The following is a 19,705-nucleotide window of genomic DNA, read 5'->3' on the forward strand; positions in this document are numbered from 1 at the left end:
CATTGCTCCCCCGCCGCCGATCGACGATACTGCGCGATATGAAGCGCTTCGTCGCGGCCCTGACCGCCACCCTCCTGCTCTGGGCGCAACCCGCACAGGCGCAGTCGATCCTCCGCGATGCGGAAACCGAAACGATGTTCGCCGAAATGTCCGGCCCGTTGATCACCGCGGCGGGCCTGTCGCCGCGCGACGTCAAGGTCGTGCTGATCAACGACGACTCGATCAATGCGTTCGTCGCGGGCGGCCAGACCGTCTATGTCCATTCGGGTCTGCTGCAGGCGGCGGACAATGCGAACGAAGTTCAGGGCGTGATCGCGCACGAACTTGGCCACATCGCCGACGGGCATGTCGTGCTCTCCGATCGCGGTACCAAACCCGCGATGGGCATGTACCTGCTCTCGATGGTGCTCGGCCTGGCGGCGATGGCGGCGGGCAGCGGCGAGGCGGGCGCGGGGATCATGGCGGCCGGACAACAGGCCGCGATGGGCAATTACCTGGCGTTCAGCCGCACGCAGGAATCCACCGCGGATGCGAGCGGCGCGAAATATCTGCGGGAAGCGAACGTCACGGGCCGCGGCATGCTGAGCTTTTTCAAGAAGCTGCAGCAGCAGGAATATCGCTTCGGCACCGCCAATATCGACCCGTTCATGCAGTCGCATCCGCTGTCTGGCGAGCGTGTCTCGGCGCTGACTGCGGATCTCCAGGCGTCGCCCGCCTGGGCGAACAAGCCCGATGCTGCGCTCGAGGAACGCTTCCGCCGCGTGAAGGCCAAGCTAGCCGGGTATGTCCTGCCCGCGCCGCGCACGCTGCAAAGCTATCCGCCGAGCGACCAGTCGATCTACGCGCATTACGCCCGGGCTTATGCCTATCATAAATCGGGCTATCCCGACAAAGCCGATGCCGAGGCGGATGCGCTGGTCAAGGCGAAGCCCGACGATCCCTATTTCCTCGAGATCAAGGGCCAGATCCTGCTCGAGGCGGGCAGGCCGGTCGAGTCGCTCGTCCCGCTGCGCGAGGCGACCGAGGGCTCGCGCAACAACCCGCTGATCGCCACGACCTTCGGCCACGCGCTGATCGCGACCGAGAACAAGGCGAATTATCCCGAGGCGACGAAGGTCCTGCGCACCGCGGTCGGTCGCGACGATCAGAATCCGTTCGCCTGGATGCAGCTGGGCACCGTCTACGAGCTGACCGGTGATACGGCTCGCGCGGCGCTCGCTACCGCCGAGCGCGCAAGCATGGGCGGCGACATGCGGACCGCGTCGGCCAGCGCGCAATATGCGCTTGCCAACATCCCGGCAAACACCCCCGACTGGATCCGCGCGCAGGATATCGCGATGGCCGCGCAGAACGAGATGGACGACAATCCCAAGCAGTATAAGCGGCGCCGATGAACAAGATGATGTTGCCCGCCATCGCGGCGGTCGGGGCGGTCCTGGGAGGATTCGCGGTGTGGGGCTATGATCGCCAGGGCGGTGGCGTCGAGCGCGCACAGGTCGAGTCGATCGTCCACGACTACATGCTCGCGCATCCCGAGATCCTGCCCGAAGCGATGGAGAAACTGCGCGACCGCGAGTCGGGCAAGACGGTCGCCGCCAACCGCGACGCGATCGTCACGCCGTTCGGCAGCGCCTGGGCGGGCAATCCCAAGGGCGACGTCACATTGGTCGAATATTTCGACTATAATTGCGGGTATTGCCGCGCTAGCCTGCCGATGATCGCAAAGCTGATCGCCGCAGACCCCAAGGTCCGCGTCGTCTTTCGCGAATTGCCGATCCTCAGCGCGGAAAGCCGCGTCGCTGCCCGCGCGAGCCTCGCGGCCGCCCAACAGGGCAAATTCGCGGCCTTCCACGACGCGCTCTACGCCGGCGGTCAGGTCAGCGACGCGACGATCGCGGCGGCAGCGGCGAAGGCCGGGGTCGACATCAATCCGGCAGGCTTCACCAAGACCGCCGATGCCGAGATCGGCAAGAACATGGAGACCGCGGCCAAGCTCGGCATGACGGGCACGCCGAGCTGGGTGGTTGGCGACCGCATCCTGTCCGGTGCACTGCCGCTCGAGGACCTGCAAAAGGCGGTCGCCGCCGCCCGCGCCGGATAGGCCGACCTCGCAAATCCCCATTTCGTCATCCCCGCGGAGGCGGGGACCCATATTGGCGAACGTCCGAGTTTATGGATCCCCGCCTCCGCGGGGATTACGATGGGGTCGCGTCAGGCCTTACTTTCACACCCCACCGCCCCCATCTTCCCCTCACTTAAAAGGGGCCCCAATGACCGAACCGATCCTGTCCGTTGCGGGCGTCACGAAGACCTACAAAAGCGGCACCACCGCACTCCACCCCGTCGACCTGGACATCCGCAAGGGCGAGATCTTCGCGCTGCTCGGGCCCAATGGGGCGGGGAAGACGACGCTGATCAGCATCATCTGCGGAATCGTCACGCCCAGCGCTGGAACGATTACCGTCGCGGGCTTCGACGCGATCCACGACTATAAGCAGGCGCGCAGCCGCATCGGACTGGTCCCGCAGGAGCTGAACGTCGACATGTTCGAGACGGTGCTCGCCACCGTCACCTTCAGCCGCCGCCTGTTCGGTCGCTCGGGCCACAGCGCCTATATCGAACAGGTGCTGCGCGACCTGTCGCTCTGGGACAAGCGCCATGCCAAGATCATGGAATTGTCGGGCGGGATGAAGCGCCGCGTCCTGATCGCCAAGGCGCTGAGCCACGAGCCCGAGATCCTGTTCCTCGACGAACCCACCGCGGGCGTCGACGTCGCGCTGCGCCGCGACATGTGGAAGCTCGTCCACCGCCTGCGCGAGGGTGGCACGACGATCATCCTGACCACGCATTATATCGAGGAGGCCGAAGAAATGGCCGACCGCGTCGGCGTGATCAACAAGGGCAGACTGCTGCTCGTCGACGACAAGGCATCGCTGATGAAACAGCTCGGCAAGCGCGAACTCGATCTGGCGTTGCAGGAGCCGATGACCGCGATCCCGCCCGAGCTTGCCGAATGGGACGTGTCGCTGCAGGACGACGGCAAGCGCCTGCGCTATGTATTCGACGCACAGGCGGACCATACCGGCATCCCCTCGCTCCTGCGCAAGCTCGCCGAACTCGGCATCGGCTTCAAGGATCTCGAAACCAGCAAGTCGAGCCTCGAGGACATCTTCGTCGATCTCGTCGGAGAGCGCGCATGAACACCCCCTTCCTCAACTGGCACGGCGTCTGGGCGATCTATCGGTTCGAAATGGCGCGGGCCTTGCGCACGCTGTGGCAGAGCCTCGTCACCCCCGTCCTCACGACGTCGCTCTATTTCATTGTCTTCGGCGGTGCGATCGGCAGCCGGATGCAGGAGGTCGGCGGTGTCGGCTATGGCAGCTTCATCGTCCCCGGCCTCATCATGCTGTCGCTGCTGACGCAGAGCATCGCGAATGCATCGATCGGGATCTACTTCCCCAAATTCACCGGCACGATCTACGAACTGCTCTCCGCGCCCGTATCCGCGATGGAGATGGTGATCGGCTATGTCGGGGCGGCGACCACCAAGTCGGTGATCATCGGCCTGATCATCCTGGCGACCGCCGCCTGTTTCGTACCGCTGCATATCGCGCATCCGTTCGCGATGTTCGCCTTCCTGATCCTAACGGCCGTCGCGTTCAGCCTGTTCGGCTTCATCATCGGCGTCTGGGCGAACGGCTTCGAACAGCTGAACTTCGTCCCCGCGCTGCTGATCACGCCGCTGACGTTTCTCGGTGGCGCCTTCTACTCAATCGACATGCTGCCCCAGCCCTGGCGCACGCTCAGCCTGGCCAACCCGGTCGTCTATTTGATCAGCGGGTTTCGCTGGAGCTTCTTCGGGCAAGGTGATGTCGCGGTCGGCATCAGCCTCGCGGTGACCGCGGCGTTCCTCGTCGCCTGCCTCATCGTGATCGCGTTGATCTTCAAGACCGGCTGGCGGATGAAGAACTAGGCGCGCCACGCCCCGCGCGCCATCGGCCGCACGACCAGCGCGTTGATGTCGATTGCGATGTGAAACGCGATTGCCATCCACACGCTGTTCGTCAGGCCGTAGAGCACGGACAGCGCGACCCCCGACAGCGTCGTCGCAACGACGCCGCGCCACCCCTGATAGCGGTGCACCCCGCCGAAGCAGAGGGCGGCGATGATCGTCCCGGCCAGCGCGCTGCCGGACACCAGCGCGATCAGCAGCGGGAGGAACAGGCGGAAGAACAGCTCTTCGCTGACCCCGGCACTGATCGCGAGGGCGATGGCCGGGAGAATGTCCTTGCGCGTCTTCGGCAGGACATCGGGGAAGGTGCCGATCTGGAACGCGCGGCGGCCGCGGCGCCACAAGGCATGCGTGATCGCCGCGTTCGCGAGCGTGCCGAGCGCCATGCCGAGGATCAGTGGCGCGATCGGCAGGCGCGGCCAGTCGTCCGGCACCAGCGCGATTGCCGCCGGCTGCGCCGCCGCGAGCGGATTTTGGCCGAGCAGTACGAGGCCAATCAGAGCGGGCAGACCGAACGACACCGCCAACCCGACCGCCCAGGCCGTCATACGCTTTGCAGGGCCGCTCCCTGATCGTGTTGGCAGGCGAGCGCGGAACGTCCGCCCCCGCCACAGGATCGCCAATACGTAGACGGCGACGATCGCGAGCAGTGTCTGCGCGACCATCACCGCGGCCGGATTAGTCGCGCAACAGGTCGTTGATGCTCGTCTTCGACCGCGTCTGCGCGTCGACCCGCTTGACGATCACGGCGCAGTAGAGCGCGGGCTTGCCGTCCCCGCCGCCGATCGAACCCGGCACGACGACCGCATAGGGCGGCACTTCGCCCTTGAAGACTTCGCCGGTCGCGCGGTCGATGATCTTGGTCGACGCGCCCAGATACACGCCCATCGACAGCACCGCGCCCTCACCGACGCGAACGCCCTCGGCGACCTCGGCACGCGCGCCGATGAATGCGCCGTCGCCGATGATCACGGGGTCGGCCTGAAGCGGCTCGAGCACGCCGCCGATGCCGGCACCGCCCGACAGATGGACGTTCTTGCCGATCTGCGCGCAGGATCCGACGGTCGCCCAGGCGTCGACCATCGTGCCCTCACCGACATAGGCGCCGATATTGACGAAGCTCGGCATCAGGATCGCGCCCTTGGCGATGAAGCTGCCGCGGCGCGCGACCGCGCCGGGAACGACGCGGATGCCGGCCGCGCGGAACTCGGCCTCGCCCCAGCCCGCGAACTTCGACGGCACCTTGTCGAACGCGGGTGCGCCGCCCGATCCGCCGTCGATCACGACATTGTCGTTGAGGCGGAACGACAGCAGTACGGCCTTCTTCAGCCATTGATTGACCTGCCACCCGTCGCCGACGGGCTCCGCGACCCGTGCGGTGCCCGCATCGAGCATCGCCAGCGCGCTGTCGACTGCATCGCGGATCTCGCCCTTCGTCTCCAGACCGAGATTTGCCCGGTCGTCCCAGGCGGCGTCGATGATCGTCTGCAGGCTGCTCATGATGTCTCCAGGATGGTTTCCAGCCACGGCGCGAGCACCGGGATGGTGAAATCGATATGATCGCGTTCCGCGCCCGGCGACTGTTCGGACCCGTTGTCGACCCACACCGTCGTCATGCCGATCGCCTTGGCGGGCAGCAGATTGCGGACCATGTCGTCGACGAACAGAGATTGGGCGGGGTCGATGTCGAACGCGGTACAAAAGCCTGCATAGGCCGATGCATGCGGCTTGGGCATCAGGTCCATCGCATGGATGTCGTGGATCGCCTCGAAACTCGCGCCAAGCCCGAGACGGTCGAGGATCTTCAGCGCATAGGGCGTGTCGCCGTTGGTGAAGATCAGCTTGCGCCCGGGCAGCTTGGCGATCGCCGCGACCAGCGGCGCATCATGCTCCAGCACGTCCATCTCGATGTCATGGACATGCGCGAGGAACGCGTGCGGATCGACGTGATGCTCGGTCATCAACCCCGACAGCGTCGTGCCGTGATTGTGGAAATAGCCCTTCTGCACGCGCCGCGCCTCGTCATGCTCGAGCCCGAGCAGGTCCTGGATGAACCCGGTCATCCGTGCGTCGACCTGCGAAAACAGATCGGCGCTCGCCGGATACAGCGTGTTGTCCAGATCGAAGATCCAGTTGCGGACATGGTCAAGTCGGGCAAGCATCGGAGCGAACCTCTAGGCACCGCGGCGCGCAGGGACAAGCCGGCGCGGTCAGGTCACGCCAAGCGCTACGCAGCAAATTTGGCGGACACTGGATAAGCTACCGCTCGGTACCTATATCCGATGCATGACACGCTATTCCATGCTCGATCTCGTCCCCGTCGTCCAAGGCGGCACCGTTTCACAGTCGCTCGCCAATGCGGCCGATCTCGCGCGCCATGCCGAGAGCGTCGGATTCCAGCGTTACTGGGTCGCCGAACATCACGGCATGACCGGTATCGCCTCTGCTGCGACTGCGGTCGTGATCGCGCATATCGCCGCCGCGACCAGTACGATCCGCGTCGGATCGGGCGGCATCATGCTCCCGAACCACGCCCCGCTGGTGATCGCCGAGCAGTTCGGGACGCTCGACGCGCTGTTCCCCGGCCGGATCGACCTGGGTCTCGGCCGCGCGCCCGGCTCGGACCAGCGGGTGGCCCGCGCGATGCGCCGCACGCTCGAAACCGACGCCAACGCCTTTCCGCAGGACGTGATGGAGCTGCAGAGCTATTTTGCCAATGACGGCCAGACCGGCATCGTCGCGACGCCGGGCGCGGGCGCGGATGTCGAGATGTGGATCCTTGGCTCGAGCACCTTCGGTGCGCAGCTCGCCGCCGCACTCGGCCTGCCCTATGCCTTTGCGTCGCACTTCGCGCCTGATGCGCTTGATGCGGCAATCGCCATCTATCGTCGCGATTTCCGCCCTTCGGCACGACTGGCAAAGCCGCACGTCATGGCAGGGTTCAACGTCTTTGCCGCGGATACCGATGCCGAGGCCGAACTACTTGCAAGTTCGCAGCAACAGTCGTTCGTTGCGCTGCGTACCGGTAATCCGCGTCAGTTGCCGCCGCCGGTCGCGGGCTATCGCGACTCGCTCGGCGCGCAAGGCAACCAGATTCTCGACCATGTCCTGCAATGCTCGGCCGTCGGCAGTCCGGCCAAGGTCGCGCGCGGGATCGCCGCGTTCGTCGAGCGTACCGGCGTCGACGAGGTGATGGTGACGAGTGCGATCTTCGACCACGAAGCGCGCAAGCGGAGCCTGTCGATCACCGCCGACGCGATGCAGGAGTTGAAGATCGCGGCCTGATCAGCTCGCGGCGGGCAGTCTCAGGCGGACCATGAGTCCGCCGAGGTCCTCACTCTCCTCGAGCCCGACCGTGCCCTCGTAGATCTCGGCGACGTCGCGGACGATCGCGAGCCCCAGCCCCGTTCCCGGCTTGCCCGTATCGAGCCGCACGCCGCGATCGAAGATGCGGACGCGCTGTTCCTCGGGGATCCCGACGCCGTCGTCTTCGACCAGGAACTCGACGAACCCGGCCTGCGCGCCGACCGTCACGAAGACGCTGCCACCGCCATATTTCGCGGCGTTCTCGATCAGGTTGCCGAGCATCTCGTCGAGGTCCTGGCGTTCGACATGAACCTTGAGCGTCTTGTCGCCGGTAATGTCGATGCGGACATGCCGATACAGACGGGCGACCGCACGTTCGACCGATTCGAGGCTTGGCCAGACATCGGCACGACTATGCGCCGAGCCGCGCCGGCCGACCGCACGCGCACGCGCGAGGTGATGATCGACCTGGCGCCGCATCGTCCGCGCTTCACGAATGACGGTATCGGCCAGATCGTCCGATTGCGCGGTCGCGGCGTTCATGATCACGGTCAGCGGGGTCTTCAGCGCATGCGCGAGATTGCCCGCATGCCGTCGCGCTTCCTCGGCCTGTCGTTCGTTATGTTCGATCAACGCGTTCAGTTCCTCGACCATCGGCGCGACCTCGATCGGCATCGCGCTGCCCACCCGGTTGGACTGGCCGGCGCGCATCCGAGCAATCTCTTCGCGGACACGGCGCAGCGGCCAGAGCCCGTAGAAGGTCTGCATCGCGGCCATGATGATCAGGCCGAGGCCAAGCAGCGCGAAGCTGCGGACCAGCGTGCGCCGCAGCGTCGTGATCTGCGCATCGAGCCCTTCGCGAGCCTGCGCGACCTGGAAGCGCCAGTGGATCTTCGATCCGGGCAGGACGACGTCACGTTCGACGACCCGCAGCGATTCGTCGCGAAACTGTTTGCTGTCGTAGAAATGCACGTTCAGATCGTCATGCGACGACCCGAACGCCAGCCGGCGGTCCCAGAGCGAGCGTGATGGGAAATCCTCGCGCCCCCGGCCCGATACCTGCCAGTACAGCCCGGAACCGGGCTCAAGGAACCGCTGGTCGGCGGCGGCTTCGCGCGTGAAGATCACCTCGCCCTCGGGCCCGATCTCGGACGAACTCAGCAGCGAGCGGAGGACATACTCCAGCTGGTCGTCGAAATTGCGCGTCACCGCGCTCGACAAGACACGGTCGAGCGCAAACCCGCCCGCCCCCAGCAGCACCGTGATCCACACCGCCGCGATCAGGATCATGCGTCCCGACAGCGATCCCTTCGCCCGGGCCTGCACGTGAAGCGGCAGGTCGGCAGCCAGCGGGGGCGTGTTCATCAGGCGTCCGGCGCAATCATGTCGGTCAGGCGTCGGGATCTTCGAGGCTGTAGCCAAGCCCGCGGATCGTCGTGATCACGTCCTGACCCAGCTTCTTGCGGATACGCGTCACGAACACCTCGATCGTGTTCGAATCGCGATCGAAATCCTGGTCGTAGATATGCTCGATCAATTCGGTGCGGCTGACGACCTTGCCCTTGTGATGCAACAGATAGCTCAGCAGCTTATATTCCTGCGCGGTCAGCTTCACCGGCTCACCCGCACGCGTCACCTTGCCGCTGCGCGTATCGAGGCGGATGTCGCCGGCGGTCAGTTCGGAGGAGGCGTTACCGCTCGCACGGCGGATCAAGGCCCGCAGGCGCGCGATGAGTTCCTCGCTCTGGAACGGCTTTGCCACATAGTCATCGGCGCCCGCATCGAGCCCGGCGACCTTGTCGGACCAGCTGTCGCGCGCGGTCAGCACGAGGACGGGCATGACCTTGCCCTCCTTGCGCCAGCGGTCGAGCACGGTGAGGCCGTCGATCTCGGGCAGACCGAGGTCGAGCACGACGGCGTCGTAATTCTCGGTCGAACCCAGGAAATGCCCCTCCTCGCCATCGACTGCGAGGTCGATCGCATAGCCGGCGCCCTCGAGGGTATTCTTGAGCTGAGCCCCGAGATTCGGCTCGTCCTCGACGATCAGAACGCGCATGATAATCCTCTCGCTTGAATTGCTCGCGGCCAGGCTACTGGCCGGTGCGGCCGATGATCTGGCCAGTCCGGCCATCGACGTCGACCCAGATCACATTGCCATTGCGCAGGAACTTCAGCGTGTAAATGCCGCTGCCCGCATCATAGTCGAAGCCAAGATACTGCGCGCCCTGCATCATCGGCATCACCCGCGCCTCGATCTCGCGCAGCGACAGCGACCGGCCGGTCCTGCGCGCTTCGAAGGCGGAACGCTGGTCGCCATGTCGCTGATCGGGAGCCTGCGCCACCGCAACGCCCGCCGCCAACGGCGTCAGCATCGGGAAAGCAGCAAGAGTTGTCAGGAACAGCAGCATCTTCATGGAGGTGGCATAGGCCCGGCGCATTGAACAGCCTGTGAATGAGGGCGACAGCAGGACGACAGCATAGTGTAACTTGCCTGCATCACCCGGCGACCCTAGGTGACCCGGACATGGCAGCACCTATTCTCGCATTCGAAGGCCTCGGCCTTGTCCAGGGTTCTGGATGGCTTTTTCGCAACCTCGACATCCATATCGGTCCGCGCGATCGCCTCGCGCTGATCGGGCGCAACGGCGCGGGCAAGACGACCTTGCTCAAGCTGCTCGGCGGCAGCATCGAGGGCGATGAGGGCCGCCGGACGATCGTCCCAGGCACGCGGGTCGTCATCCTCGAGCAGGAGCCCGACCTGCGCGGCTTTGCGACCCTGCGCGATTACGTGATGGGCGGCGACGATGCGCCGGTCAGCTACGAAGCCGACTCGATCGCCGATCAGCTCGGCATCGATCTGTCGCGCGAAGCCGCATCCGCCTCGGGTGGCGAGCGCCGCCGCGCGGCGATCGTCCGTGCGCTGGGGCAGGACCCCGACGTGCTGCTGCTCGACGAGCCGACCAACCATCTCGACATCGGCGCAATCGAATGGATCGAGGACTGGCTCAAGCGCTTCCGCGGCGCGTTTGTCGTGATCAGCCATGACCGTACCTTCCTGACGCGTCTCACCAAGCAGACCCTGTGGCTCGACCGCGGCGCGATCCGGCGTGCGGAGATCGGTTTCGGCGGATTCGAGGCGTGGACCGAACAGGTCTATGCCGAGGAACAGCGCCAGGCCGAGAAGCTCGACGCACGCCTGAAGCTGGAAGAGCATTGGCTGCTTCGCGGCGTCACCGGGCGGCGCAAGCGCAACCAGGGACGCTTGACCAAGCTGCACGAGATGCGCGCCGAACGCGCCTCGATGATCGGGCCGCAGGGTTCGGCCAACCTCGTCACCAGCAGCGATGACACCAAGTCGAAGGTCGTGATCGACGCGAAGCACGTCACCAAGGCGTATGGCGACCGGACGATCATCGGCGACCTGACGTTGCGCGTCACGCGCGGCGACCGGATCGGCATTGTCGGCCGCAACGGCGCGGGCAAGTCGACGCTGCTGAAGCTGCTGACCGGCGAGATCGAACCCGATGGCGGGACGATCAAGCTCGCCAAGACGCTCGATGCGGTCGTCATTGATCAGCAGCGCAGCCTGATGGCGCCCGAGAAGACGGTGCGCGAAGTCGTTGCCGATGGCGGCGACTGGATCGACGTGCTCGGCGTCCGCAAGCATATCCACGGTTATCTGAAGGAGTTCCTGTTCGACCCGAACATGGTCGACGCCAAGATCGGGTCGCTATCGGGTGGCGAGCGATCGCGGCTGCTGCTCGCGCGCGAATTCGCCAAGCCGTCGAACCTGCTCGTGCTCGACGAGCCGACCAACGATCTCGACCTCGAAACGCTCGACCTGTTGCAGGAGGTGATCGGCGATTATGACGGCACCGTCCTGATCGTCAGCCATGATCGCGACTTTCTCGACCGGACCGTGACGATCACGCTCGGGCTCGACGGGTCCGGGACCGTCGATGTCGTCGCCGGCGGATATGAGGATTGGGAAAAGCGCCGTGCGACCCAGACCAGCGGCAAGCGGGCCTCCAAGAAGGTCGCCGCGACCGCGCCGCCGGCCCCCGCGCCCCGCGCGAAACTGACCTACAAGGATCAGCGCGACTATGAGTTGCTCCCCAAGCGGATCGAGGCGCTCGACGCTCAGATCGCGAGCGATGCCGCAAAGCTTGCCGCGCCGAACCTGTACATGCGCGACAATGCGACCTTCGCCAGGCTGACCGCCGCGATCGAGGCGGCGCGCGCCGAAAAGGAGGCTGCGGAACTCCGCTGGCTCGAACTGGCGGAGCAGGTTGGCGAATAGCGGCAGCTAAACCGTTCCGAACCATTTGGAACTTGACACATGTTACCGCGTTGCAGCATCCCGCCATTGTACGTTTTGGAGAGTCTTATGAAGCTGAAGAACCTGACCGGTAGCGCGCTCGCTATCGCTATGATGTCCACGTCGGTTGCAGCCGTTGCTGCGCCTGCCAACCCTGCGTCGAGCCTGTCGGTTTCGAAGGCACGCATCGGTTCGGCAACGACCGGCAAGAACAAGGCTGCAGGCGCTGGCGTGATCGCCGGCCTGATCGCAGCTGGCGTCGTTGCGATCGGCGTTGTCGCCATCGTCAAGGACGACAACGACAACGATTCGGACAGCAACTAAGCTGTTCTGAGGGTCGGCGCTTAGGCGCCGGCCCTTTTTACGTTATTTGCTGATCGCGCGCCCGGACCGCCCCGCCAAGTCAACGATATACTGCCAGGCAACACGCCCGGAACGACTTCCCCGCTGCGTTGCCCATGTCAGGGCCTCGTCGGGCTGAAATGGCAGGTCGTGTAGCGCCGCATAGCCCGCGACGATCGCCAGATAGCCGTCCTGATCGACGGCATGAAACCCCAGACTGAGTCCGAACCGATCCGCCAGCGCCAGCTGGTCGTCGATCGAATCGCGTGGATTGATGGCACTTTCCTGTTCGGCGATATCGCGTGGCGCCAGATGCCGGCGGTTCGCCGTCACGGCCAGACGCACATTGGCGGGACGTGGCTCTGCACCGCCTTCGAGCACGGATCTCAGCACACGCGCCTCAGACGAAGTATCGATGCCGAGATCGTCGACGAAGACGATGAAAGCGCGGTCCACGGGTGCCAGCATCGCAAACAGGTCCGGCAGCGCGGTCATGTCGGCGATCTCGATCAGCGCGACATTGCCCTGTTCGGCCTGGACCGCGGCGACGACGCTTTTCACCAGCGCCGATTTACCGGTGCCGCGCGCGCCCCATAGCAGCACGTCATGCGCTGCGTGGCCGCGGGCGACCCGCCGGACCATGTCCAGCAGCAGGTGCTTCTGCCGATTGATGCCGATAAGCAGATCGAGCGGCAGCGGGGCGAAACCGCGGATCGGAACGAGCGACTGGTTGCGCCACACATAGGCGGGAAACGCCAGACAGTCCGCTACTGGCGGCAGCGGCGGCGAGAGGCGTTCGAGCGCGGCGGCGATCCTGTCGAGCGGGTCGGTCATCGCGCGGTCATGACGGCACCGCCGCCGTGCGACAAGGTCTAACGGAGCTGGGCGAGATGGCTGGCGATGGCGCGATCCCCGGGGGCCAGCGCTACCGCCTTGGTCAGCACCTGCCGCGCACCGTCCAGCTTGCCGACGCCCGCCAGCGCGATGCCATAGGCGTCGGTCGCCGCTGCATTCATCGGCGCAAGCGCATGGGCGGCGCGCGCATAGCGAAGCGCTGCCGTATCTGCGCCGTCACGCGGCGCCGCCCCGGCATAGGCGCGCGCGAGATCTGTCAGCAGCCCCGCGTCACGATTGCCGATCCGCCGGCGCACCGCTTCGAGCGTCTCGATCGCCGCGGTCCAGTTGCCTGCCATCACGTGCCAATGGCCAAGGATTCGCTGGCCGGTCAGGCTTTGCGGATTTTGCGAAAGATACAGGGCCAGCGCGGTCGATGCCTCGCGTTGGCGCGAGACCCGGCTCAGCGCGTCGACCAGGCGCAGCATCGTCGGTTCGTCGAAGCTGAGATCCGCGGCATGCGCATAGAGCGGTGCAGCGTCCGCGTAACGCCCCGCCACCGCGAAGGTGTCGCCCAGCGTCGACTGGGCGGCGGGCGCGCCGGGGCTTGCCCGCGCAAGGTTGCGGGCGCGGGCAAGCGCATCACCCGGCGCGCGCGCTTGAATCCGGCCGCGAATCGCCGCCAGCAGAGCGCCCGGATCCCCCGGAACCTGCAGGATCGCCGCGTCGAGCGTGCCGACCTGATCGTCGATCGCGAAGGCCGTCGCCATCCCGGTGGCACCGCGGTTTGCGCGATCGAGATCCTGCGCCACACCCTCGCGCTCACGGTCCGTCGTTGCGGTGGCGGCTGCCGCACGCGCGAAAAGCACGAGCGCATAGCTGTCGGCGTCCGCACGGGTGACGATCGGCCTCAGCACCTCCCGCGCCCCGCGCGGATCATCCGACCGCAGCAACGCGGCGCCCAACAGCCGGCGCACGCTGACGTTGAGCGGCTGTTGCCGCGCGAGACCGCGCCACATCGCGCCGGCCTGTTCGAACCGCCCCTCGGCATAGTCGAGCACACCGCTGAGCAGGATCGCACCGGGCATGCTGTCGATCGCCCCGCCAGTCTTCTGGAGCAACCCGCGCGCGAGTTCGGTCCGGCCCGCGCGCGCCGCGAGCACCGCCTGGAGATACAGCGCCTGCGGGCTGCCGGGTCGCGCCCGCTGCGCGCGTCGCGTCGCCGCCAGCATGGCGCGATACCGCCCGGCATCACCGAGCGTGGCGGCATATTCGATCAGCGCCGGATGATAATAGGCATCGCGTGCAAGCGCGCGCTCGAACCAGGGGAGTGCTGCGACCAGGCCGTACCGCCGGCGGACAATTTCGCCCTGCAACGTCAGCGCCGCGGGCTCATCCGGCAACAGCGCGACCGCGCGCGTCGCAGCATCCGCGGCGGTACCGACATCGCCGATAGCCAGCGCCACGCGACCGAGCGCAGTCCAGTTGCGCCCGTCGCGAGGCTGCTCTGCCACCAGGCGGCCAAGATCAACGCGGGCTGCAGCGCCGTTGCCGAGCAGTGCCAGCGCGGCGGCGCGGATGCGGCGAGCATAGGCGGCCTGGCGCGGTGCGGCGCGGTCGGCCGCCTCGATCGCACCGACCGGGTCATTCTGGAGCAGCCGCGCCTGCGCCTGGAACGGGTAGAGCGTGGCGATCGCGATGCCTGCATCGCGCGCGCGGGTCAGTTCGGCCTCGGCTGCGAGCCCGTCTCCCAGTTCGAGCAGGGCGCGTGCAAGGACCACATGCGCAGGCCCGTTCGACGGCGCCGCCGCGATCGCCGCCTGCGCATTGGACCGGGCCGCGCTGTAATTGCCCGACTGCAGCGTGATCCGCGCGTCGCGGAGCAAGCGTCGCGCATCGGGGGGATCGCGCCGCAGCGTCAGCAGCGTCGCCGTCCCCGCGACCGCCACCACGAGCAGCGCGATCGCCAGCAGACGGGCATGGCTCCGCGTGAACACACGCCGTCGCCGCGGTGCGCGTCTGCGGCGCAACAGCGGATATCGCGGGTCACGCATGGAGATCATAGCTTTTCAGCAGATCGTACAGCGTCGGCCGGCTGATCCCGAGCAGCCGGGACGCGCTCGAGATATTGCCCCCGGCACGGCTCAGCGCACGACGGATGGCCTTGCGATCTGCCACCTCCCTCGCCGCCCGCAGGTTGAGCCCATCGGCCGTGTCGGCGGTACCGCCGAGGTCGAGATCGGCAGCGGTAATCAGCTTGCCGTCGGCCATGATCACCGCGCGCTTGATCCGGTTTTCGAGCTCGCGGACATTGCCCGGCCAGCTCCAGCCATCGATCGCCGCGCGCGCATCGGGGGCGAGGCCGGTCACGCCGGCATTCATCGTCTTGGCATATCTGGCCAGAAAATGCCGCGCGAGCAGCGCCGCGTCGCCGCTGCGCTCGGCCAGCGAAGGGATCCGCACGACGATTTCCGCCAGCCGGTAATAGAGATCCTCGCGGAAGCGGCCCGTCGCGACCATCGCGTCGACATCCTGATGCGTCGCGCAGACGATCCGCGTGTCGACCGGGATCGCCTTGCGGCCGCCGACCCGCTCGATCACCCGTTCCTGCAGGAACCGCAACAGTTTGACCTGCAGCGTCAGCGGCACGTCGCCGATCTCGTCGAGGAACAGCGTGCCACCCGCCGCCTGTTCGATCTTGCCCTCGGTGGTCTTGATCGCGCCGGTGAACGCCCCCTTTTCATGACCGAACAGCTCGCTTTCGAGCAACGTCTCGGGAATCGCCGCGCAGTTGATCGCGACGAACCTGCCCCGCGCGCGCGGCGACGCATCATGGATACCGCGCGCGAGCACTTCCTTGCCCGTTCCGCTCGCGCCCAGCAGCATCACCGCCACATTGGCGGGCGCGACCCGTTCGAGCGTCCGCGTCACCAGCGCCATTTCGGGCGAGGCGGCGATCACGCCGCCAAATCCCGTCCCGCTCGCTGCCACCCGCGCCGCAAGCCGCCGGTTCTCCGCCTCGAGGCCATGGACGTGGAACGCACGTGCGACGATCATCCCGAGCACGTCGATATCGATCGGTTTGGCATAGAAATCCCACGCCCCCTCCGCGATCGCGGTCAGCGCGCTTTCGCGTGCACCGTGCCCGGACGCGATAATCACCTTGGTATCGGGTTTCAGCGCGAGGATTTCGCGCAGCGTCGCAAAGCCTTCGGTGACGCCGTCGGGATCGGGCGGCAGGCCGAGATCGAGCGTGACGACGGCGGGTTCGTGCGCACGAACCGCTTCGATCGCGGTGGCGCGGTCGCTGGCGACGACGATCTCATAGCCCTCATACGCCCAGCGCAGCTGTCGCTGCAGCCCGAGATCGTCCTCGACGATCAGAAGCACCGGGCGCGCCTCCACAGGGGATGCCGATGCGCTCATGCCGCCGCCTCCATCGCATCGGCCGCCGGCAACGATATGCGGAACCGCGTCCCCTCACCTTCCCGGCTGAAGACATCGAGCGACCCGCCCATCGCCTCGACCAGTTGCAGTGCCTCGAACGCGCCGATCCCGAACCCCAGCGGCTTGGACGAAGCGAACGGCCGGAACAGCTGATGGCGGACGAAGCCCGGGCTCATCCCGCACCCCTGGTCGATCACGTCGATCGCGATGGTCGCGCCGTTCGCCGCAACCGCGACGACGATCGGAGCGTCGCGGTCGCTCGCTTCGATCGCATTCTGGATCAGGTGGCCCAGCACCTGTTCGAGCCGTGCCGCCTGCGCACGGGCGACCACCTGTCCGGTCGCCTGTGCCGCGATCGGATGCTGTGCGCGACGCGCGCCGACGACGCGGTTGACCAGTGCTGCGACATCCACAGGCTGGAACGGCTCGCTGGGGGCCGCGTGCGTTTGTGAAAGCCGGGCGAGCAGCGCGTTCATGCGATCGGCTGAGTCCTGAAGAGTGGCAACCATGTCGACGCGGAACGCCGGATTGTCGGCGTGACGCTCTGCGTTGCGCGCGACCAGCGTCAACTGGCTGACGAGATTCTTGATGTCGTGCAGGATGAACGCGAAGCGGCGGTTGAACTCGTCGAACCGCTGCGCGTCCGCGAGCGCGGCATGCGCGCGGTCCTCGGCAAGGTAGCTCGCCGCCTGCCGGCCCGCGACGCGCAACAGGTCGAAATCCTCCCAGTCCAGCGCGCGATCGACCGGCGGACGGGCGAGGATGATCGCGCCAACCAGTGCACCGCCATGCACCAGAGGGACGATCGCCCAGGCGGCGGGACACGCGCTGAGCCAGTGCGGCACGCTCGCAATTTCCTCCGCCGGGGCCGTGCCGTGTCGTACGGGGTCGAGTTCGATGATCCGCGGGCTGAGACGAAGACGCACGGCCAGCGCCCGATCCGACATCGGTGCCGGCGCCGTCGCCATCTCCCAGTTCCAGGCGGCGGCGCTGCTCATGCCGAGGCCGTCGGGGACGAGCAAGAGACCGCCCGGGCTGTCGGTCAGGTCCGCCACCGCCTTCACGATCCGTCCGTCGAGCGGCGCGGCGCCGTCGCCCGGTGCGCCCAGCGTCTCGGTGAAACGCTGCCACTCCGCGCGATAATCATAGCGATGGCGAAACAGGTGCTTGGCGATCTTCACCTTCGCCCATGCGCGCAGCCACGACGTAGCCAACAGCCCGAACAGCGCGGCGGTCGCACCGCAGATGATCGCGGTCTGGATCAGCCGCGCATGATCGCCGCCATAGGCGTCGGCGACGCTGGTCGCGACGGCGGTGATCCCGACATAGCTAATCACCGCGATCGCGCCGAGGGACCGGGTGGCGACGCGCCGCGACACCGCGAACGTCCAGTCGCCGCGACGGGTGACCGCGACGAGCAGGAGCAGCGCCATGCCGATCATCGCGACACCGCGTGCGGCAACGATCACAGGCGTCCAGCGCGGCGCGACATAGGCGCTGACAGCCAGCAGCAGATCGACGCTCCACATGATCGTGACCGCGACCACGACCAGACGCCCGCCGTGCCACGCCGCGTCGGGCGAGGCCCGTGCTGCCTGATGCAGATGATGGACCAGCACCAGCGCGCTGATCGCCACCATCATCCCGAACACGAGCCGTGCCGACTCGGTCTGGGCCTGCGCATCGGCATCCATCGGCACCAGTTCGACGACTGCGAGCAGCGCGCCGATCACCGCGATCGCCACGACGGTCCCATAGACCGCACCCAGCGCGCGGTTGCCGGTGCGTTCCCGGCGTACGAGCGCGAACATGAATCCGAGCCAGGCGATGGAGCGCGCGCTCTCGGCGATCCGGGTGCTGACGTCGCGAAAGTCGATGCCCGAGACTGCGAGCGCCCAGAGCGTCGTCAGGACGAGCGGGCCGACAAAAGCCGCGTTCGACCAGCTGCCGGCCGGCCGCTGCGCCTGCCTGAACACGAGCGCGCCGAACAGCAGCGCGGCCAGCGCATGCGTCCACAGGATCAGCAGCGCAATCATGCCACGTTCAGCGCGCGCCGGTCGGCCACAGGACGACCCGGAGCGTCTGCAAAAGGATCAGCATGTCGAGAAAGGGCGAATAATTCTTGGCGTAATACAGATCATATTCGAGCTTGTGCCGCGCATCCTCGATCGATGCGCCGTAAGGATAATTGATCTGCGCCCAGCCCGTGATGCCCGGCTTCACCATGTGACGCTCGGCGTAATAAGGCAGCTGGGTTTCAAGTTCGTCGACGAATTGCGGCCGTTCGGGGCGCGGGCCGACAAAGCTCATCTCGCCGCGGAGCACGGTCCAGGTCTGAGGCAGTTCGTCGATGCGGACCTTGCGGATGAAGCGGCCGATCCGCGTGATCCGGGGATCGTCCTCCGCCGCCCAGACCGCCTTGCCCGCAATCTCGGCATCCTGCCGCATCGAACGGAGTTTCAGGATGTCGAACCCCTGATTGTACAGGCCGACGCGCCGCTGGCGGTAGAAGGCGGGGCCGCGTGACTCGAGCTTGATCGCAAGCGCGGTGACCAGGATGACCGGCAGCGTGGCCGCCAGCAGGATCAGGCTGGCGACAATGTCGAACGCGCGTTTGAACACGCTCGACAGCATCCGGCCGCTGGCGAAACCGTCGGAAAAGATCAGCCAGGACGGGTTCACGCTGTTGAGATCGATCCGCCCGGTCTCGCGTTCGAGAAAGGTCGAAATCTCGATGACCTGGACGCCGGTCGTGCGGACACGGAGCAGATCCTTGAGTGGCAGCGCGTTGCGCCGCTCTTCGAGCGCGAGGACAACTTCGCCTGCGTTCAGGTCGACGATATGCGCCGCCAGGTTCGGGATGTCGGCGCGCGGAATCGCACCGTCGACCACGGCCTCCGCCTCGCCCATCGCGACGAAGCCCGCTGCGACGAAGTTGATCCCAGGCTGTTGCGACAGAGCGAGGATGCGTGCGGCACGATGGCCCGCGCCGAGCACGACGATCCGTCGCTTGAACGTGTCGCCGCCTAGAGCGCGGCCGAGCACCGCGCGGACCGTCACCAGCAGGACTGCGGCGATCAGTGTCGCATAGAGCAGGTTCGACCGCCAGAAGGTGAGCGCGGGGACCAGGAAGAAGATCAGCGACTGGAAGATCACGCCGAGCGAGAAGGCGACCGCGAGCCGCGCGGCGGCGAACCGCAGCGACAGGAACGAGGCGACGCCATAGGCACCGACCGCGACCAGCGCGATCTGCAACGCCGCGGCAAAGGTCGCAAGCTGGAGCACGCGCGTGTGGATCGGCTCGACCGCCATGCCGATCTGATGCGCGCGGACCACCCAGCCGATCTCCCCCGCCACGACCAGCAACACGGCGTCGACGATGCCGAGCAGCAGCACCGCATAGGGGACGTAGTGTTTGAAGAGCCTGATCATCGTTCGGCGGGATC

18 protein-coding genes are annotated in these 19,705 nt (G+C 66.6%); 7 read left to right on the forward strand and 11 right to left on the reverse strand.

Going from position 1 to position 19,705, the window contains the following annotated elements; translation table 11 throughout:
- Positions 1 to 38 precede the first annotated feature (38 nt).
- From SOM18_RS16675 to SOM18_RS16690, 4 genes are all read left to right on the forward strand, one after another.
- The gene (locus SOM18_RS16675; protein WP_031440079.1) at positions 39 to 1,394 is read left to right on the forward strand and encodes a M48 family metalloprotease; all 1,356 of its coding nucleotides are present in this window, start codon (positions 39 to 41) and stop codon (positions 1,392 to 1,394) included.
- Positions 1,391 to 2,101, forward strand: coding sequence for a DsbA family protein (locus SOM18_RS16680; RefSeq protein ID WP_031440080.1), 711 nt, complete (start codon positions 1,391 to 1,393; stop codon positions 2,099 to 2,101). Before SOM18_RS16675 ends, SOM18_RS16680 begins: the two co-directional genes overlap by 4 nt.
- Before the next feature lie 169 nt (positions 2,102 to 2,270).
- Entirely contained in the window at positions 2,271 to 3,200 is a 930-nt protein-coding gene (locus SOM18_RS16685; RefSeq protein WP_031440081.1) for an ABC transporter ATP-binding protein, read from the forward strand.
- A complete protein-coding gene (locus SOM18_RS16690) occupies positions 3,197 to 3,973 on the forward strand; it encodes an ABC transporter permease (protein ID WP_031440082.1) in 777 nt (258 codons plus the stop codon). The genes SOM18_RS16685 and SOM18_RS16690 overlap by 4 nt, the downstream gene beginning before the upstream one ends.
- Here the strand turns inward: SOM18_RS16690 and SOM18_RS16695 are convergent.
- Genes SOM18_RS16695 through SOM18_RS16705 form a run of 3 tightly spaced genes read right to left on the reverse strand, consistent with a single transcriptional unit; the run spans position 3,970 to position 6,174 of the window.
- On the reverse strand, positions 3,970 to 4,677 hold the full coding sequence (locus SOM18_RS16695) for a CPBP family intramembrane glutamic endopeptidase (protein ID WP_081874208.1): 708 nt from the start codon (positions 4,675 to 4,677) through the stop codon (positions 3,970 to 3,972). The genes SOM18_RS16690 and SOM18_RS16695 overlap by 4 nt on opposite strands.
- A 13-nt stretch (positions 4,678 to 4,690) precedes the next feature.
- On the reverse strand, positions 4,691 to 5,512 hold the full coding sequence (gene dapD, locus SOM18_RS16700) for a 2,3,4,5-tetrahydropyridine-2,6-dicarboxylate N-succinyltransferase (RefSeq protein ID WP_031440084.1): 822 nt from the start codon (positions 5,510 to 5,512) through the stop codon (positions 4,691 to 4,693).
- The gene (locus tag SOM18_RS16705; protein WP_031393493.1) at positions 5,509 to 6,174 is read right to left on the reverse strand and encodes a pyrimidine 5'-nucleotidase; all 666 of its coding nucleotides are present in this window, start codon (positions 6,172 to 6,174) and stop codon (positions 5,509 to 5,511) included. The genes dapD and SOM18_RS16705 overlap by 4 nt, the downstream gene beginning before the upstream one ends.
- 124 nt (positions 6,175 to 6,298) lie before the next feature.
- Here SOM18_RS16705 and SOM18_RS16710 point away from each other — a divergent pair, with 124 nt between their 5' ends.
- Entirely contained in the window at positions 6,299 to 7,297 is a 999-nt protein-coding gene (locus SOM18_RS16710) for an LLM class flavin-dependent oxidoreductase (RefSeq protein ID WP_031440085.1), read from the forward strand.
- Here the strand turns inward: SOM18_RS16710 and SOM18_RS16715 are convergent, their stop codons facing one another.
- The 3 genes from SOM18_RS16715 to SOM18_RS16725 all read right to left on the reverse strand — a co-directional run bounded on the left by SOM18_RS16715 (position 7,298) and on the right by SOM18_RS16725 (position 9,732).
- On the reverse strand, positions 7,298 to 8,608 hold the full coding sequence (locus SOM18_RS16715) for an ATP-binding protein (protein WP_031440086.1): 1,311 nt from the start codon (positions 8,606 to 8,608) through the stop codon (positions 7,298 to 7,300).
- 100 nt (positions 8,609 to 8,708) lie between these two features.
- A complete protein-coding gene (locus tag SOM18_RS16720; protein WP_031393490.1) occupies positions 8,709 to 9,374 on the reverse strand; it encodes a response regulator transcription factor in 666 nt (221 codons plus the stop codon).
- A gap of 34 nt (positions 9,375 to 9,408) precedes the next feature.
- Complete coding sequence (locus SOM18_RS16725) at positions 9,409 to 9,732, reverse strand: hypothetical protein (protein ID WP_031440087.1); 324 nt, start codon at positions 9,730 to 9,732, stop codon at positions 9,409 to 9,411.
- 110 nt (positions 9,733 to 9,842) lie between these two features.
- Here SOM18_RS16725 and SOM18_RS16730 point away from each other — a divergent pair, with 110 nt between their 5' ends.
- Positions 9,843 to 11,618 carry an ABC-F family ATP-binding cassette domain-containing protein gene (locus tag SOM18_RS16730; protein ID WP_031440088.1) on the forward strand — a complete coding sequence of 592 codons (1,776 nt, stop codon included), beginning with the start codon at positions 9,843 to 9,845 and terminating at the stop codon, positions 11,616 to 11,618.
- Between the two features lie 87 nt (positions 11,619 to 11,705).
- Positions 11,706 to 11,960, forward strand: a complete 255-nt coding sequence (locus SOM18_RS16735; RefSeq protein WP_031440089.1) for a hypothetical protein — start codon at positions 11,706 to 11,708, stop codon at positions 11,958 to 11,960.
- Between the two features lie 42 nt (positions 11,961 to 12,002).
- On the opposite strand, the gene SOM18_RS16740 is transcribed toward SOM18_RS16735, so the two are convergent.
- Genes SOM18_RS16740 through SOM18_RS16760 form a run of 5 tightly spaced genes read right to left on the reverse strand, consistent with a single transcriptional unit; the run spans position 12,003 to position 19,691 of the window.
- The gene (locus SOM18_RS16740) at positions 12,003 to 12,812 is read right to left on the reverse strand and encodes an ATP-binding protein (protein ID WP_320481998.1); all 810 of its coding nucleotides are present in this window, start codon (positions 12,810 to 12,812) and stop codon (positions 12,003 to 12,005) included.
- Between the two features lie 38 nt (positions 12,813 to 12,850).
- Entirely contained in the window at positions 12,851 to 14,866 is a 2,016-nt protein-coding gene (locus SOM18_RS16745; protein WP_320481999.1) for a tetratricopeptide repeat protein, read from the reverse strand.
- The gene (prsR, locus tag SOM18_RS16750; RefSeq protein WP_031440092.1) at positions 14,859 to 16,238 is read right to left on the reverse strand and encodes a PEP-CTERM-box response regulator transcription factor; all 1,380 of its coding nucleotides are present in this window, start codon (positions 16,236 to 16,238) and stop codon (positions 14,859 to 14,861) included. Before prsR ends, SOM18_RS16745 begins: the two co-directional genes overlap by 8 nt.
- Entirely contained in the window at positions 16,235 to 18,295 is a 2,061-nt protein-coding gene (gene prsK / locus SOM18_RS16755; protein ID WP_031440093.1) for an XrtA/PEP-CTERM system histidine kinase PrsK, read from the reverse strand. Before prsK ends, prsR begins: the two co-directional genes overlap by 4 nt.
- A gap of 7 nt (positions 18,296 to 18,302) precedes the next feature.
- Positions 18,303 to 19,691, reverse strand: coding sequence for a TIGR03013 family XrtA/PEP-CTERM system glycosyltransferase (locus SOM18_RS16760; RefSeq protein ID WP_037530057.1), 1,389 nt, complete (start codon positions 19,689 to 19,691; stop codon positions 18,303 to 18,305).
- Positions 19,692 to 19,705 lie beyond the last annotated feature (14 nt).

This window comes from Sphingomonas sp. CFBP9019, from assembly GCF_034045155.1.
GTDB classification, from domain to species: Bacteria; Pseudomonadota; Alphaproteobacteria; order Sphingomonadales; family Sphingomonadaceae; genus Sphingomonas; species Sphingomonas aerolata.

Coding starts and splice junctions, on each gene's coding strand:
- SOM18_RS16690 (WP_031440082.1), top strand. CDS start 3,197: ATGAACACCCCCTTCCTCAACTGGCACGGCGTCTGGGCGATCTATCGG.
- SOM18_RS16745 (WP_320481999.1), bottom strand. CDS start 14,866: ATGCGTGACCCGCGATATCCGCTGTTGCGCCGCAGACGCGCACCGCGG.
- dapD (WP_031440084.1), bottom strand. CDS start 5,512: ATGAGCAGCCTGCAGACGATCATCGACGCCGCCTGGGACGACCGGGCA.
- prsK (WP_031440093.1), bottom strand. CDS start 18,295: ATGATTGCGCTGCTGATCCTGTGGACGCATGCGCTGGCCGCGCTGCTG.
- SOM18_RS16680 (WP_031440080.1), top strand. CDS start 1,391: ATGAACAAGATGATGTTGCCCGCCATCGCGGCGGTCGGGGCGGTCCTG.
- SOM18_RS16735 (WP_031440089.1), top strand. CDS start 11,706: ATGAAGCTGAAGAACCTGACCGGTAGCGCGCTCGCTATCGCTATGATG.
- SOM18_RS16685 (WP_031440081.1), top strand. CDS start 2,271: ATGACCGAACCGATCCTGTCCGTTGCGGGCGTCACGAAGACCTACAAA.
- SOM18_RS16705 (WP_031393493.1), bottom strand. CDS start 6,174: ATGCTTGCCCGACTTGACCATGTCCGCAACTGGATCTTCGATCTGGAC.
- SOM18_RS16760 (WP_037530057.1), bottom strand. CDS start 19,691: ATGATCAGGCTCTTCAAACACTACGTCCCCTATGCGGTGCTGCTGCTC.
- SOM18_RS16730 (WP_031440088.1), top strand. CDS start 9,843: ATGGCAGCACCTATTCTCGCATTCGAAGGCCTCGGCCTTGTCCAGGGT.
- SOM18_RS16710 (WP_031440085.1), top strand. CDS start 6,299: ATGACACGCTATTCCATGCTCGATCTCGTCCCCGTCGTCCAAGGCGGC.
- SOM18_RS16725 (WP_031440087.1), bottom strand. CDS start 9,732: ATGAAGATGCTGCTGTTCCTGACAACTCTTGCTGCTTTCCCGATGCTG.
- prsR (WP_031440092.1), bottom strand. CDS start 16,238: ATGAGCGCATCGGCATCCCCTGTGGAGGCGCGCCCGGTGCTTCTGATC.
- SOM18_RS16675 (WP_031440079.1), top strand. CDS start 39: ATGAAGCGCTTCGTCGCGGCCCTGACCGCCACCCTCCTGCTCTGGGCG.
- SOM18_RS16720 (WP_031393490.1), bottom strand. CDS start 9,374: ATGCGCGTTCTGATCGTCGAGGACGAGCCGAATCTCGGGGCTCAGCTC.
- SOM18_RS16715 (WP_031440086.1), bottom strand. CDS start 8,608: ATGATCCTGATCGCGGCGGTGTGGATCACGGTGCTGCTGGGGGCGGGC.
- SOM18_RS16740 (WP_320481998.1), bottom strand. CDS start 12,812: ATGACCGACCCGCTCGACAGGATCGCCGCCGCGCTCGAACGCCTCTCG.
- SOM18_RS16695 (WP_081874208.1), bottom strand. CDS start 4,677: ATGGTCGCGCAGACACTGCTCGCGATCGTCGCCGTCTACGTATTGGCG.